Origin of the sequence: Micrococcus terreus (assembly GCF_900116905.1) — a bacterium.
In the GTDB taxonomy this organism is placed as follows: Bacteria; Actinomycetota; Actinomycetes; order Actinomycetales; family Micrococcaceae; genus Citricoccus; species Citricoccus terreus.
Map to the genome: position 1 here is coordinate 16,387 of NZ_FPCG01000008.1, position 12,998 is coordinate 29,384.

The following is a 12,998-nucleotide window of genomic DNA, read 5'->3' on the forward strand; positions in this document are numbered from 1 at the left end:
GTGGTGCGGCGCCGGGATACAGGGAACGACGACGGCCAGGCAGGTGTGTGCCCGACCGTCGCCTTCACTGTAACCGCCTTCACAGACGCGCTACGAGTCAAGGACCTCGAGCATGCGTCCTCCGGCGCGGCGCAGGTCCTCCGGACGGTGAAGGTCCAGATAGATCAGGGCATAGTGCACGGCCCAGCCACGAGCACGGGTCCAGAGGGCCTGGTCGTCCTCAGCAGTCAGCCCTCGAGCCTGCCCGTACGCCGCCCGGAACCGTTCCCGTCCAGCACTGGTGAAGTGGTCCCAGGACTGCCCCAGATCAGAGGCGGGGTCTCCGACGCAGAGGTCACCGAAGTCCACCAGCTGGGGGCTGCCTGGGCCCTCATCCTGAGGGGCCGCGGTCAGCACGGTGTTCCGCGGGTGGGGATCGCCGTGCAGCCACCGGGGCGGTCCTTCGTGCGGTCTCGCGTCCAACGCCTGCTGGATCAGGTCACCCAGGTGTCCCACCTGTCGTTCTCCCAGCTCGGCGGTCCGGTCCCGGAGTCGCTCCCGCACCCGGTCCAGGACGGTCTCGATCCCCTGGCCCCGCCCCACGGGACTCACCGGGGCTCCCGCAGCTCCGGGCACATGCAGGGCGGCCAGCGTCCTCGCGAACGGCTCGGCATAGGCGTCTCTGGTCTGCGTGAGCAGCTCCCCTGCGGATCGGCCGGCCGTCCACGGCACCACCGCCCAGCGGTACGGATAACCGGGGCCGTCCGGGCTCGTGGCCAGGGGCACCCCGGTCCACACGGCAGCCGGCACCCGCACACCGGTCTGCAGCCCCAGCACTGGAAGCCACTGGATCTCCTGCCCCAGCAGTCGCTCCCCCATCTCGTGTCGAGGCAGGCGCAGGGCCAGCTCATCACCGAGGCGGACCATGGTGTTGTCCCATCCCTGGACGATCTCTCCGACCTTCAGCTCCCCCAGGTCCGGATGCTGCTCCTGAAGCAGCCTCCGGACCAGCGTCGGGGTGATGACCGGTTCACTGCCCACTGCTGGGCCTCCGGGATCCGCCGACCAGGTTCTCGGCGGCGCGGATGACGCCCTCGATCGGCCCGGCCGACCACGGTGCACGGCGTACCCCGGTCCGCCACAGCAGCGCGACCATCACAGCTCCCAGCATCAGCGTGCCCAACACGAGCCAGGAATCGTCGTACCGCCCGCTGACCTGCCACGGCCCCGGATGGCGTGCCACCCACCCCAGGAACGCCGTGTGGGCCACGTACAGGGACAGCGTCATGGACCCGGGCACGGCCAGCAGCCGAGTCAGCCCGAGCGGCAGCAGCGGCACCACAGCGGCGCACCCGGCCACCACCGCCACCACGAGCGCAGTGTTGAACACCACCTCCGCCTGCTCACCGGTGTAAGGCACCAGGAAGCTGCCACGCTCCCACCGGATCCACACCATCACGACGACGGCCACAACAGTTCCCGCTGCGCAGACCACCAGGGCGCGGGGCCGGGAGGCCTTCCCACCGCGTCCGCGGGTGAGGCTGTCGAGGACCAGGCTGCCCACCAACGCCCAGAGCAGCAGGCTGGGCAGTCGGTAGTACGGCCCGGCGGCCAGATCCTGGATGCCACTCGCCAGCGCAGGATCAAGCCCCGACTGTGTCAGGGACAGCACCAGTCGGCCGGCTCCCCAGGTCGACTGCAGCAGCGGGGCAACTGCCATCAGGAGGGCGGCGAGGCCCGCTCGGACCATCCAGGGCAGTCCTGCCAGCAGCGCTGCAAGCAGCGTGACGACAGCCAGAAATCCCAGGATGTCCACCACGCCGGCACCGAACTGGACGTTGAGCAGTGTCAGTGCCACCAGCACGGCACCGCGCCACAGCGACCTCAGCAGTGCTGGGCCGAGACCGGTCCTCCCTGCCTCCAGCCGCGCCGAGACCCCGATGAGCGCGGCGAACAGTGCCGCGGTCAAGTGCTCGGTGAGGTTCAGGACCCCGGCCGGGCCACCGGACGGCGCCGTGTGGGCGACGAACATGGAGAACAGGGCCACGCCGCGAGCGGCATCGATCCACTCGATGCGCTCACGGCGCGGCCCTGTACGGGTGCTGCCCATGTCAGCGGGCGGCTGTTGCCGAGGTCACTCCTGGACGCCCAGCTGCTCCAGGACGATCTCGCGCACACGCGCGGCATCGGCCTGGCCTCGGGTGGCCTTCATGACCGGGCCGATCAGTGCGCCGACGGCCTGCAGCTTGCCGCCCTTGATCTTCTCCACCACACCGGGGTTCTGCTCGATCGCCTCCTGGACGGCGGTGGTGAGGGCGCCGTCGTCGGAGACCACGGCCAGGCCCTTGGCCTCGACGATCTGACGAGGCGTGCCCTCCCCGGCGGCGACGAACCCGAGCACCTGCTTGGCGATCTTGTCGTTGATCGTCTTCTCACCGATCAGCGTCTCGATCTCCACCACGTGCTCCGGAGTCACGCCCAGGTCGGCGATGTCCTTCTCGGCGACGTTGGCCAGGCGGGCGATCTCACCCATCCACCACTTGCGGGCGGCGGACGCGGTGGCGCCGGCCTCCACGGTCGCAGCGATCTCCTCGGTCACACCGGCGTTGACCACATCGCGGAACTCCTCATCAGAGTATCCCCACTCGGCCTTCAGGCGCTTGCGGCGCTCGGCGGGAGGCTCGGGCAGCTCGGCGCGCAGTCGCTCGATCCACTCGGGCGTGGTGTGGACCGGCACCAGGTCCGGCTCCGGGAAGTACCGGTAGTCGTCGGCATCGGACTTGGGACGACCCGAGGTGGTGGTGCGGGTGTCCTCGTGCCAGTGACGGGTCTCCTGGACGATGCTGCCGCCGGACTGCAGCACGGCGGCCTGACGCTGGATCTCGAAGGTGACCGCGTGGGCCACGGCCCGCGTGGAGTTCACGTTCTTGGTCTCGGTGCGGGTGCCGAAGGTGGTGGAGCCCTTGGGCATCAGCGAGACGTTGGCGTCGCAGCGGACGTTGCCGCGCTCCATCCGGGCGTCGGAGATGTCCAGGTTCTTCACGATGTCCCGGATGGCGGTCACGTAGGCGCGAGCCAGCTCCGGGGCACGTTCACCGGCGCCGACGATCGGCTTGGTGACGATCTCCACCAGGGGCACACCGGCGCGGTTGTAGTCCACCAGGGAGTAGGCGGCGTCCTGGATGCGGCCGGAGGCACCGCCCACGTGGGTGAGCTTGCCGGCGTCCTCCTCCATGTGGGCGCGTTCGATCTCCACGCGGAAGACGGTCCCATCCTCCAGCTCCACGTCCAGCCAGCCGTCGAAGGCGATCGGCTCGTCGTACTGGGAGGTCTGGAAGTTCTTCGGGGTGTCCGGGTAGAAGTAGTTCTTCCGCGCGAACCGGCAGGTCTCGGCGATCTGGCAGTTCAGGGCCAGGCCGAGCTTGATGGAGTACTCCACGGCCTCGCCGTTGACCACCGGCAGGACGCCGGGCAGGCCCAGGCACACCGGGGAGACGTTGGTGTTCGGCACGTCTCCGAAGGCGTTGGGCGCCGGGGAGAACATCTTGGTCTTGGTGTTCAGCTCCACGTGCACCTCGAACCCCAGGACGGGGTCGAAGGCGGCCATGGCCTCGTCGAAGCTGAGCACTTCGTCGGTGACGGCTGCCATCAGCGATCTCCTCCTGCGGTCTGAGAGTGGTCGGTGGCGGCGAGGCGTTCGCTCTGCTGCCAGATCGGTCCGCCCCACTGCTGCTCGAGGCGGGACTCCAGGGCTGCTGCGGCGCGGTACATCACGGCGTCCCCGCGCACGGGCGCCAGGAACTGCACGCCCACCGGCAGGCCCTCGGAGAGGCCACCGGGCACCGAGATGCCCGGGATGCCGGCCAGGTTCGCCGGGATGGTGGCCACGTCGTTGAGGTACATGGCGAGTGGATCGTCCAGCTTCTCGCCGAAGGCGAAGGCGGTGGTCGGCGAGGTGGGTGAGATCAGCACGTCCACCTGATCGAACGCGGCCTCCAGGTCACGCTGGATCAGGGTGCGCACCTTCTGGGCCGAACCGTAGTAGGCGTCGTAGTAGCCGGCGGAGAGAGCGTAGGTGCCCAGGATGATGCGGCGCTTGACCTCTTCGCCGAAGCCAGCCGCGCGCGTGGCGCCCATGACCTGCTCGATGGTGCCGCCGCCGTCGGGAACCACCCGGTTGCCGTAGCGCACGCCATCGAACTTGGCCAGGTTGGAGGAGACCTCCGAGGGCATGATCAGGTAGTAGGCGCCCAGGGCGTAGCCGAAGTGCGGGCAGGAGACCTCCTGGACCACCGCACCGGCATCCTCCAGGACCTTCACGGCCTCCTGGAAGCGCTCCAGCACGCCGGCCTGGTAGCCCTCGCCCTGCAGCTCCTTGACGATGCCGATCCGCAGGCCGGTGATGTCCTGCTGCTGGGCCGCGGTGAGCAGGCCCTCCAGCGGCTTGGGCAGAGAGGTGGAGTCGCGGGGGTCGTGTCCGCCGATCAGCTCCTGCAGGGCGGCGGAGTCCTGGACGGTGCGGGTCACGGGTCCCACCTGGTCCAGGGAGGAGGCCATGGCGATCACGCCGTAGCGGGAGACGCCGCCGTAAGTGGGCTTGGCGCCGACCGTCCCGGTGACGGCACCGGGCTGGCGGATGGAGCCGCCGGTGTCGGTGCCCAGGGCCAACGGGGCCATGAACGCCGCCACGGCAGCGGCTGAGCCGCCTCCGGAGCCACCGGGGATCCGTGCCGGGTCCCAGGGGTTCAGGGTGTTGCCGAAGGCGGAGTGCTCGGTGGAGGAGCCCATGGCGAACTCATCCAGGTTGGTCTTGCCCAGGATCGGCAGCCGGGCCGTGCGGATCTTCTCCACCACGGTGGCGTCGTAGGGGCTCATCCAGCCCTCGAGCATCTTCGAGCCCGCCGTGGTGGGCTGTCCGATGGTGACGATCAGGTCCTTGACGGCGATCGGCACACCGGCCAGCGGGTGCAGGGCATCGGCCTCGAGTCCGCCTGCGGCGCGGATGGCGTCCACCTCGGCGGCCACGGCCAGTGCCTCGTCCGTGTTGACGTGGAGGAAGGCATGGATGCCGCTCTCTCCCCCGTCCACATCGGCGATCCGGTCCAGGTGCGCCTGGGTCAGCTCCACTGAGGTGATGGTGCCGGCCCGCAGCAGATCGGCCATCTGCAGGGCGGAGAGCCGGATCAGCTGGTCAGGGGTGTAGTTCTGCTCAGTCATGTCTGCTCCGCTCACTCGCCGTCCAGGATGGCCGGGACCTTGAACTGTCCGTCCTCGGCATCGGGGGCCATGGCCAGGGCCTGCTCCTGGGTGAGCATCCCGTGGGGGGTGTCCTCGCGGAACACGTTGTTCAACGGGATGGGGTGCGAGGTGGCCGGCACGTCCTGCGAGGCGACCTCGCTGACGGAGGCGATGGCGTCGACGATGACATCGAGCTCACCGGCCATCCGGTCCAGCTCCTCACCGTCCATCTGGATGTGGGCGAGCCGCGCCAGGTGGGCGACGTCCTCACGGGTGATGGCAGACATAGATCTCCTGTGGTCTCCTGCTGCGGATGGTGTGGTTCGGTGACTCAGTCTAGTGCCGGTGGGTCACACCGGACGCCGGTAGACCGGGAAGCACTTGTCCGGTTGACCGGGGGTGAGGGTCATGATCTCGGAGAGGCACCAGTCGCGCTCCGGGGTGCGCACGAATCCCTCGGACTCGTAGAGCCGGTGGGCTCCCAGCATGGTCTCCATGGTGGTGAGCACGACGGCGGAGATCGCCTCGTGCGCCTCGGCGCGGGCGATCACGGTGCGCACCAGGGCGCGGGCCACTCCCTTGCGGTGGTGATCCGGGTGGACGGCGAGCATCCTGAACTCCAGCTCCCCGTCCTGGGCGAGCTCGGACATCTCCATGCCGGGCAGGCTCAGGACCACGGATCCGGCCACCACGGGGGTGCCGTCCGGTCCGGGGACCTCGGCGACCAGCACCCGGGCAGCGGCCGCACGCGTGGCCACATCGGCCAGGTTCTCCAGGTAGTGGTCGCCCTCCTGCAGGTGTCCGCCGTCGATGTAGGCGCGGACGGTGAGCTCACCGATCGCCCCGAAATCCGCCTCCACGGCGTCACGGACGGTGACGTGTCCATGCTGCAGGATCGGCTCGGTGGGACGGGGGCCGTGCAGGTCGATGGGTGTGCTGTTCATGCTCTCTCGGCGGGAGTGGCGGTGCGGATGGTCTCCACGGCGGCGGCAGTGTCGGTGGCGACCACGTGGCCGGCGGAGGTGACGAGGGTGGGGACAGTCTCGTTGCCGTCGTTGTAGCTGCGCAGGCGTTCAGCGGCCTCCGGCTCATCCCAGATGTTCACCCAGTACGGGCTGTTGCGCAGTTCAGGTCCCAGGGCTCGGATCAGTGCGCCGCAGTAGGGGCAGCCGGGCCGCCAGAAGACGACGGCTCCGCCCTGGGCGAGATGGGCGTCCACCCCGGCAACGGGGCGGGATTGGATGGTGGCGTCCACGAAGTACCTCACGGTGAAGAAGATGAACAGTGCCGCGATCAGCCAGCTGACCCAGTCACCCTGCAGGATGGCCCGGGCGAGGAACAGCAGCGCCCCGGCCGCGAACGCCATGGGGAGCAGGGCTGGAACCTTCAGCACCCGTCGCATCACCCCAGTCTGTCACGCGGTGGCCCCACACCCGCACGCCCCACCCCCTCGGATCACGTGCGCAGAAGTTCGTGCGACACGCCGTGCCGGAGCCGAGTTGGCGTGATCGTGATCAGGGGTTGGGAGGGATGAGGGGCGGCAGCAGGGACAGGTCGATGTCCCCGGCCACGGACCAGTCGGGGTGCTCGTTGCCGTTGGGGTGGGCCGGACGGTGCACGGACACCCCGGCCTCCTCGGCGATCAGCGCTCCCCCGGCCCAGTCGTACTCCATGGTCCCGATCTCCGCATAGGCGTCCAGGGTGCCGTCCGCCACCATGCACAGGTCCAGGGCCGCCGAGCCGATCCTGCGCACGTCCCCGAACGCCGGCATGATCTGGGCCAGCACCCTCTGCTGGAAGGCGCGGCGCTCGGCGTCATACCCGAAGCCGGTGCCCAGCAGCCGTCCGGAGCGGCCGAGCACGGGACCGGCGAGTCGCACCGGCTCCAGGGGCTCACCCTCCTCTCCGGTCACCCCCAGTGAGGGGTCCAGCGCGGTGAAGGCACCCTGACCGGCGCTGGCCCACCAGATCCGACCCAGCACGGGCGCGACGACGGCACTCGCCAGCCAGCGCCGCTCACCGGTGTCCTCGGCCGGGCCTTCCACGGCGACGGAGGTGCAGAACTGCGGGATGCCCCGGATGAAGTTCGTGGTCCCGTCCAGCGGGTCGATCGCCCACCGGTACCCGGAGGGGTGCTCGGGGGCGGTGTGCCCGTACTCCTCGCCGCTGATCTCATCGTGCGGACGGTAGCCGGTGATGACCTGGCGGACGGCGTCCTCGGCCCGGCGGTCATAGTCGGTGACCCAGTCGGAGCCGGAGGTCTTGGTCTCAGCTCTCAGTTCGTCCCGGGTGGCCGGGACCAGGGTGACCGGACGCTGGGCCAGCACGGCGGCTCCGGCCTTCGCGGCGCTCTTGGCCACCACCAGCAGCCCACTGAGCGTGCTCATGAGGTCTCCTCCTGCACCTCAGGCGAGGCGCCGTCGTCGGGAAGGTCTTCGTCTGTGCGGCCGCTGACCGCCTCGGCCCCGCCGGCCAGCAGAGCCTGGAACCCGGCCTCGTCCAGCACCGGGACGCCCAGGGACTCGGCCTTGTCCAGCTTGGAGCCGGCGTTCTCCCCGGCCACCACGAAGTCCGTCTTCTTGGACACCGAGCCCGAGGCCTTGCCGCCGCGCAGGATGATGGCCTCCTTGGCGGAGTCGCGGCTGAAGCCCTCCAGCGAGCCCGTGACCACCACGGTCAGGCCCTCCAGGGTGCGGGGCATGTCCGGGTCCTGCTCGTCCTCCATCACCACACCGGCCGTGCGCCAGCGCTCCACGATCTGCCGGTGCCAGTCCTCGGCGAACCACTCGATGACGGCGTCGGCGATGATCGGGCCCACACCGTCCACATCCGCCAGGCGGGTGCGCGCGACCTCGGTGTCCTCCTGGGTGACCAGCTGGACCAGGGCGTCCATGGATCCGAACGCGGTGGCCAGCGAGCGCGCGGCGGTGGGACCCACGTGCCGGATGGACAGGGCTACGAGCACCCGCCAGAGCGGCTGGGTCTTGGCCTTGTGCAGCTCCTGGAACAGGCGCCGGGTGTTGGCGGTGGGCTCGGAGGGCTTCTTGGCGGTGCCCTGGGTCCAGAAGTAGGGCTTGAGCTCCCACTGCCCCGAGGGGACGAGCTTCCCGGTCTCCGGGTCCTTGGTGCGCTTCTCCCGCCAGACCTGGACCGCGGCGAGACGGGCCTGCAGCTCGTTGAGCTCCTCAGGGGTGTGGGGAGCCTTGGGGTCCTTCTCCTCCGCATCGGCCAGGTCGAACACCTGAGCGTCAGAGGTGATCACGCCGGGGCCCTCCGGCTGGACGCGTCCGCCGTTCTCAGCAGGGTCCGGGCCGGGGCCGTTGGTCAGCCAGGTGGCCGCCTCCTCGCCCAGGGCCTCGACGTCGAAGGCACCGCGGGAGGCCAGGTGCTCCACGCGTCCGGTCAGCTGTGCGGGGCAGGACTGGGCGTTGGGGCAGCGCAGGTCCACGTCGCCCTCCTTGGCCGGGGCCAGTTCGGTGCCGCAGGAGGGGCAGTGGGTGGGCATGACGAACTCGCGCAGCTCGTCTGCCCCCAGCGGGCCGTCTCCGGTCACGGTCTTCTTGCCCTCGCGCAGGGGCAGCACCGGCCCCACGACCTCGGGGATCACGTCCCCGGCCTTGCGCAGGACCACGGTGTCCCCGATCAGCACGTTCTTGAGCTTGACCACGTCCTGGTTGTGCAGGGTGGCCATGGAGACGGTGGATCCGGCCACCACCACGGGCTCCATCACCGCGTAGGGGGTGACCCGGCCGGTGCGGCCCACGTTGACCTCGATGGAGAGCAGCTTGGTGTGGACCTCCTCCGGCGGGTACTTGTAGGCGGCGGCCCAGCGTGGGACGCGGGAGGTGTGGCCCAGGGCGCGCTGCAGGGCGAAGGAGTCGACCTTGACCACGATCCCGTCGATCTCGTGGACCAGCCCGTGGCGCTGCTGCCCGTACTGCTCGATGTACTCCAGGATCCCAGGCTTCGTGGCGGTGCCCTCGAGCGCGGTGAGCAGGGAGGTGTAGGGGCTGACGGGCAGGCCCCAGGAGGCGAGCAGCTCGTAGGTGGCGTGCTGGCTCTGGGCGTCCAGTCCGGTGTGCGCGCCGATGCCGTGCACGAACATCTTCAGCGGACGCTTGGCGGTCTCCGCGGGGTCCTTCTGGCGCAGGGATCCGGCGGCGGAGTTGCGGGGGTTGGCGAATGGGGCCAGCCCGGCCTCCACCCGCTGTTCGTTGAACGCCCGGAAGTCGGCGGTGGAGATGTAGACCTCGCCGCGCACCTCCATCTCCTCCGGCCAGCCCGAGCCGCTCAGCTGCTGCGGGATGTCCCCGATGGTCATCACATTGTGCGTGACGTCCTCACCGGTGGTGCCGTCACCGCGAGTGGCCGCGCGGACCAGCCTGCCCTCGCGGTAGAGCAGGTTCACGGCCAGTCCGTCGATCTTGACCTCGGCCAGCCACTGCGGGGTGGTTCCGGGCGCGATGTTCTCGATCGAGGCGGCGGTGCGCTGGTACCAGGTGCGCAGCTCCTCCACGGAGAACACGTCCTCCAGGGAGTACATCCGGGCCAGGTGGGTCACGGGCGCGAAGGCCTCGGACACTTCACCGCCGACCTCCTGGGTGGGAGAGTCGTTGGCGACGATCTCCGGGTGCATCGCCTCCAGATCCTCGAGCCGCCGGTACAGGGCGTCGTACTCGGCGTCGGAGATCTCCGGGGCGTCGTTCTGGTAGTACGCCGTGCGGTGACGGCGCACCTCATCCACGAGGTGCTCGTACTCCTCCCGCAGGGACCCGGTGGGGATCTCCTCGGCATCCGGCTGGAGGTCCGGGTCCACGGCAGGGTCGACGGCGGCCGGTGCGTTCTTCGAGTCAGCGCGAGTCTGGTCTGTGGTCACCCGGTCAGCCTAGTGCTGGGCCCGGACACGGGAGGAGTCGCCGGGGCCCTCCGGTGAGCAGAACCATCCGTTCCCCTGCGAGAGTCCACGCGCTACCGTTCAGCACAAGAGGTGGACCGCCCACACTCGGACAGGAGTCCTCCAGTGGAGCTCAACACCGTGGGGATCATCGTGCTGGCGATCTGGGCGGCAGGGATCGTCTGCGGGCTGATCGCCGTCCGTCGGTTCGGCCCAGCCTGGCGCGGCCCTCTGATGCTTGCCGCCGCTCACGGTCAACGTGGGGCTGAATATCCGGGGTTGCGAGGCCGATGAACCCCCGATTCTCGGCCACACGTTAGAGGGCGAGGGCGAGGGGAGGCCAAGGGCAGGGACAATGGCGGGGACTGCCCGCCCGGTCCAGTCAGACCCAGCGCACCCCGGGCCCCTCAGTCCTCTTCGTCCACCTGCTGGTCCAGCAGGGGCAGGTCCTCCGGAGTGATCAGGTGTGAGGTCACGGCGTGCTCCACCAGGCGGGCCCGGCGATTGGTGGCCAGTTTGCCGCCGCCTCCGCGCAGCCCGGCCACACCCACACGGTCGAGTTTGTCGCAGACATTGTCCAGCTTCCGGTTGAACCGGGTGATCGGCCAGCCCAGACGTTTGGCGGCATCGGCCGAGGATGGAACAGTGGAGAACCCGGTGCCGCCACGGCGAAGGATCGGTTCGGCCAGGGCCACGATCACCGCCTTCTGGGACGGGGTGAACACCACGGGCCCGATGGTGGTCTCCCCCACCGCGTCACTGCCGCCGCCCTGCTGCAGGAAGGACGGGGTCTTCAGATGCACCGAGAACTCATACGTGGTGGGGCCTGCGGTGAAGACCACGTTCAGCTGACCGAACACCAGCGGGATCCGGGACCCGGGCGAGACCCAGGCCTGCATGCCGCCGGAGGAGTCGGCCACGGTCGCCGAGATCATCGAGCCGACATTGGAGAGCCACCAGATCCCGCCGAGCTCCTGGATCTCCATGAACCGCCGGTGCAGGTACGGGTTGTCGTCGATCTCCAGATCGCCCTCACGCCCGATCGTGAAGGTGGACCCCGGTTCGACCTCGTACCACTCCCCGCAGAAGTCGATGGAGAGCTGGCCGGCAGCCTGCTCCGGTCTCGTCTGCTCTGTCATGGACGTTCCCCCGCCTCTCGTTCTGTCCTGTGCACCATCTAGTCCACGCAGCCCACGGCCGGCTCCGACTGCTTGCCGTTGGACCGCACCACCACCACCTCGACGCAGGTGCGGTCATCCTCCAGCACGGGCGTGGTGGCAGTGGGCTCCTCCACCCCGGTGATCCGTCCCTTGCCGGTGGCGGTGGTGGTGCGCCACAGGTAGGTGTCGCCCTCGCGCTGCTCCGGATTCTCCCAGGTGAACACGGCCTCGTCCCCGGAGACCTCAGCGGTGATCCCCGCGGCGGGCTGGACGGGCTTCTCCGGTTCGGGCAGCGGCAGGGCCGGAGTTTCACTGATCAGACCGCCCTCCGGCGAACGGTCCGGCCCAGACCCGCCCAGGGTGTTGGCCAGCCAGATCGCGGCCACCACGCCCAGCACGAGCACCACCACCGAGGCGATCACCCCCACTCGGTTCTCCGCAAACCAGGCCTGGGCGCCGCCGGTCTTCTGCCGCACCTCGACCCGCTGGGCGGTGACGCCCGAGGTCTCCCAGGTGCCGTCGTCGGGAACTCGCTGCGCGGGACGCGACCGGGACCGCGAGCCGGCCAGGGCACCGCCGACCCGTCCACCCATGATGGTGGGGTCGTCATCCGGTCCGCCCGGAGGCTGCGGCGTCCAGGGCTGCGCAGGTCCGCGGGAGGGACGCATGACAGTGGCGTCGTCCGCGTGCGTGTCCAGCTCCGTGCCCGCCCCGGGAGGCGACGACGGCGGCAGCGGCGGGAAGCGATGGGAGCCTCCGGTGGCGCCCTGCTCGGGATCGATGGAGACGATCTGCCGGACCCGAGTGGCGTCCCCGCCCAGGTCCTCAGCCTCGTCCTCGGCCTCCAGGGCACCGGACTCGTCCATCACCTCGAAGGGAGTGACGGACAGGCCCAGCTCGGTCTGCACCCGCTGCAGGGCCAGGGCCAGGGCGTGCGCGGAGGGGAAGCGCGAGGTGGGCGTCTTGGCCATGGTGGTGGCCAGCACCTGTTCCAGGGAGGCCGGCACGTCCGCCCGGTTCAGCGGAGGCAGCGGGTCTTTCCCGATCCGGGCGATCAGCGCCTTCTGCGAGTTGTCCGCCCCCGGCCGCACGAACGGAGACCGCCCGGCCAGCAGCGTGTATAGGGTGGCGCCCAGGGACCACACGTCCATGGCCACCCCGTCCGGGGAGTCCGAGGTGAAGGCCTCCGGGGCGGACCACGGAATGGACATGCCGGCGTCCTCGTCCAAGGCGTCCGTGGTGCCGGAGATGCCGAAGTCGGTCAGGGCCGGACGGTTGTAGTCCGTGGTGAGCACGTTGGCCGGCTTGATGTCCCGGTGCACGATCCCGGCGCGGTGGGCCGACTCCACTGCGGAGGCCACCTGGATCCCGATCGCCAGGACCTCGTCCACGCCCAGCCGGGAGCGGCGGTAGCGCACATCCAGCGAGGGGCGCGAGCAGTACTCCATGGCCAGGTAGGAGTGCCCGTCCTCGGTGATGTCCGCCTCGTAGATCGTCACGATGTACGGGTGCGAGGAGAGCTGGGCCATCAGGTTGGCCTCGGACTCGAAGGAGCGGCGGGCCCGTTCGGTCTTCAGCCCGGAGAGCAGCACCTTGATGGCCACCTTGCGGCGCGGACGGTCCTGCTCATACAGGTACACGTCCGAGAATCCGCCCGATCCCAGCAGGGAGACGTACTTGTACCCCGGGATGTGCGGCGGCGGTGCGGGAGGTCTCTTGGAGCTCAT

General features: G+C 69.8%; 12 protein-coding genes. 1 reads left to right on the forward strand and 11 read right to left on the reverse strand.

Annotated features, from left to right (window positions below; translation table 11 throughout):
- Window positions 1-90: 90 nt before the first annotated feature.
- The 9 genes from BM355_RS09875 to ligA all read right to left on the reverse strand — a co-directional run bounded on the left by BM355_RS09875 (window position 91) and on the right by ligA (window position 10,033).
- Window positions 91-1,020 carry a phosphotransferase gene (locus tag BM355_RS09875; protein WP_091697937.1) on the reverse strand — a complete coding sequence of 310 codons (930 nt, stop codon included), beginning with the start codon at window positions 1,018-1,020 and terminating at the stop codon, window positions 91-93.
- Window positions 1,010-2,089: a heparan-alpha-glucosaminide N-acetyltransferase domain-containing protein gene (locus tag BM355_RS09880; RefSeq protein ID WP_091697940.1), complete on the reverse strand. Its 1,080-nt coding sequence runs from the start codon at window positions 2,087-2,089 to the stop codon at window positions 1,010-1,012. Before BM355_RS09880 ends, BM355_RS09875 begins: the two co-directional genes overlap by 11 nt.
- Before the next feature lie 24 nt (window positions 2,090-2,113).
- Window positions 2,114-3,628, reverse strand: coding sequence for an Asp-tRNA(Asn)/Glu-tRNA(Gln) amidotransferase subunit GatB (gene gatB / locus BM355_RS09885; protein WP_091697943.1), 1,515 nt, complete (start codon window positions 3,626-3,628; stop codon window positions 2,114-2,116).
- Entirely contained in the window at window positions 3,628-5,196 is a 1,569-nt protein-coding gene (gene gatA, locus BM355_RS09890; protein ID WP_091698181.1) for an Asp-tRNA(Asn)/Glu-tRNA(Gln) amidotransferase subunit GatA, read from the reverse strand. The genes gatB and gatA overlap by 1 nt, the downstream gene beginning before the upstream one ends.
- An 11-nt stretch (window positions 5,197-5,207) precedes the next feature.
- A complete protein-coding gene (gene gatC, locus BM355_RS09895; RefSeq protein ID WP_091697945.1) occupies window positions 5,208-5,504 on the reverse strand; it encodes an Asp-tRNA(Asn)/Glu-tRNA(Gln) amidotransferase subunit GatC in 297 nt (98 codons plus the stop codon).
- 63 nt (window positions 5,505-5,567) lie between these two features.
- The gene (locus BM355_RS09900) at window positions 5,568-6,161 is read right to left on the reverse strand and encodes a GNAT family N-acetyltransferase (RefSeq protein ID WP_091697947.1); all 594 of its coding nucleotides are present in this window, start codon (window positions 6,159-6,161) and stop codon (window positions 5,568-5,570) included.
- Entirely contained in the window at window positions 6,158-6,619 is a 462-nt protein-coding gene (locus BM355_RS09905) for a glutaredoxin domain-containing protein (protein ID WP_245760731.1), read from the reverse strand. The genes BM355_RS09900 and BM355_RS09905 overlap by 4 nt, the downstream gene beginning before the upstream one ends.
- A gap of 112 nt (window positions 6,620-6,731) precedes the next feature.
- Entirely contained in the window at window positions 6,732-7,604 is an 873-nt protein-coding gene (locus BM355_RS09910; protein WP_091697949.1) for an inositol monophosphatase family protein, read from the reverse strand.
- Complete coding sequence (gene ligA / locus BM355_RS09915; RefSeq protein WP_091698185.1) at window positions 7,601-10,033, reverse strand: NAD-dependent DNA ligase LigA; 2,433 nt, start codon at window positions 10,031-10,033, stop codon at window positions 7,601-7,603. The genes BM355_RS09910 and ligA overlap by 4 nt, the downstream gene beginning before the upstream one ends.
- Before the next feature lie 204 nt (window positions 10,034-10,237).
- Between ligA and BM355_RS14335 the strand changes: the two genes are divergently transcribed.
- The gene (locus BM355_RS14335) at window positions 10,238-10,405 is read left to right on the forward strand and encodes a hypothetical protein (RefSeq protein WP_177227915.1); all 168 of its coding nucleotides are present in this window, start codon (window positions 10,238-10,240) and stop codon (window positions 10,403-10,405) included.
- Window positions 10,406-10,518: 113 nt separating this feature from the next.
- Here BM355_RS14335 and BM355_RS09920 read toward each other — a convergent pair whose 3' ends face one another.
- On the reverse strand, window positions 10,519-11,250 hold the full coding sequence (locus BM355_RS09920) for an FHA domain-containing protein (protein ID WP_091697952.1): 732 nt from the start codon (window positions 11,248-11,250) through the stop codon (window positions 10,519-10,521).
- A gap of 38 nt (window positions 11,251-11,288) precedes the next feature.
- Complete coding sequence (locus tag BM355_RS09925; RefSeq protein ID WP_091697955.1) at window positions 11,289-12,998, reverse strand: serine/threonine-protein kinase; 1,710 nt, start codon at window positions 12,996-12,998, stop codon at window positions 11,289-11,291.

What these genes read in the sequence shown, in the direction of transcription:
- BM355_RS09880 (WP_091697940.1), bottom strand. Translation starts at nt 2,089, where the DNA reads ATGGGCAGCACCCGTACAGGGCCGCGCCGTGAGCGCATCGAGTGGATC.
- gatB (WP_091697943.1), bottom strand. Translation starts at nt 3,628, where the DNA reads ATGGCAGCCGTCACCGACGAAGTGCTCAGCTTCGACGAGGCCATGGCC.
- gatA (WP_091698181.1), bottom strand. Translation starts at nt 5,196, where the DNA reads ATGACTGAGCAGAACTACACCCCTGACCAGCTGATCCGGCTCTCCGCC.
- gatC (WP_091697945.1), bottom strand. Translation starts at nt 5,504, where the DNA reads ATGTCTGCCATCACCCGTGAGGACGTCGCCCACCTGGCGCGGCTCGCC.
- BM355_RS09900 (WP_091697947.1), bottom strand. Translation starts at nt 6,161, where the DNA reads ATGAACAGCACACCCATCGACCTGCACGGCCCCCGTCCCACCGAGCCG.
- BM355_RS09905 (WP_245760731.1), bottom strand. Translation starts at nt 6,619, where the DNA reads ATGCGACGGGTGCTGAAGGTTCCAGCCCTGCTCCCCATGGCGTTCGCG.
- BM355_RS09910 (WP_091697949.1), bottom strand. Translation starts at nt 7,604, where the DNA reads ATGAGCACGCTCAGTGGGCTGCTGGTGGTGGCCAAGAGCGCCGCGAAG.
- BM355_RS09920 (WP_091697952.1), bottom strand. Translation starts at nt 11,250, where the DNA reads ATGACAGAGCAGACGAGACCGGAGCAGGCTGCCGGCCAGCTCTCCATC.
- BM355_RS09925 (WP_091697955.1), bottom strand. Translation starts at nt 12,998, where the DNA reads ATGAGCTCCAAGAGACCTCCCGCACCGCCGCCGCACATCCCGGGGTAC.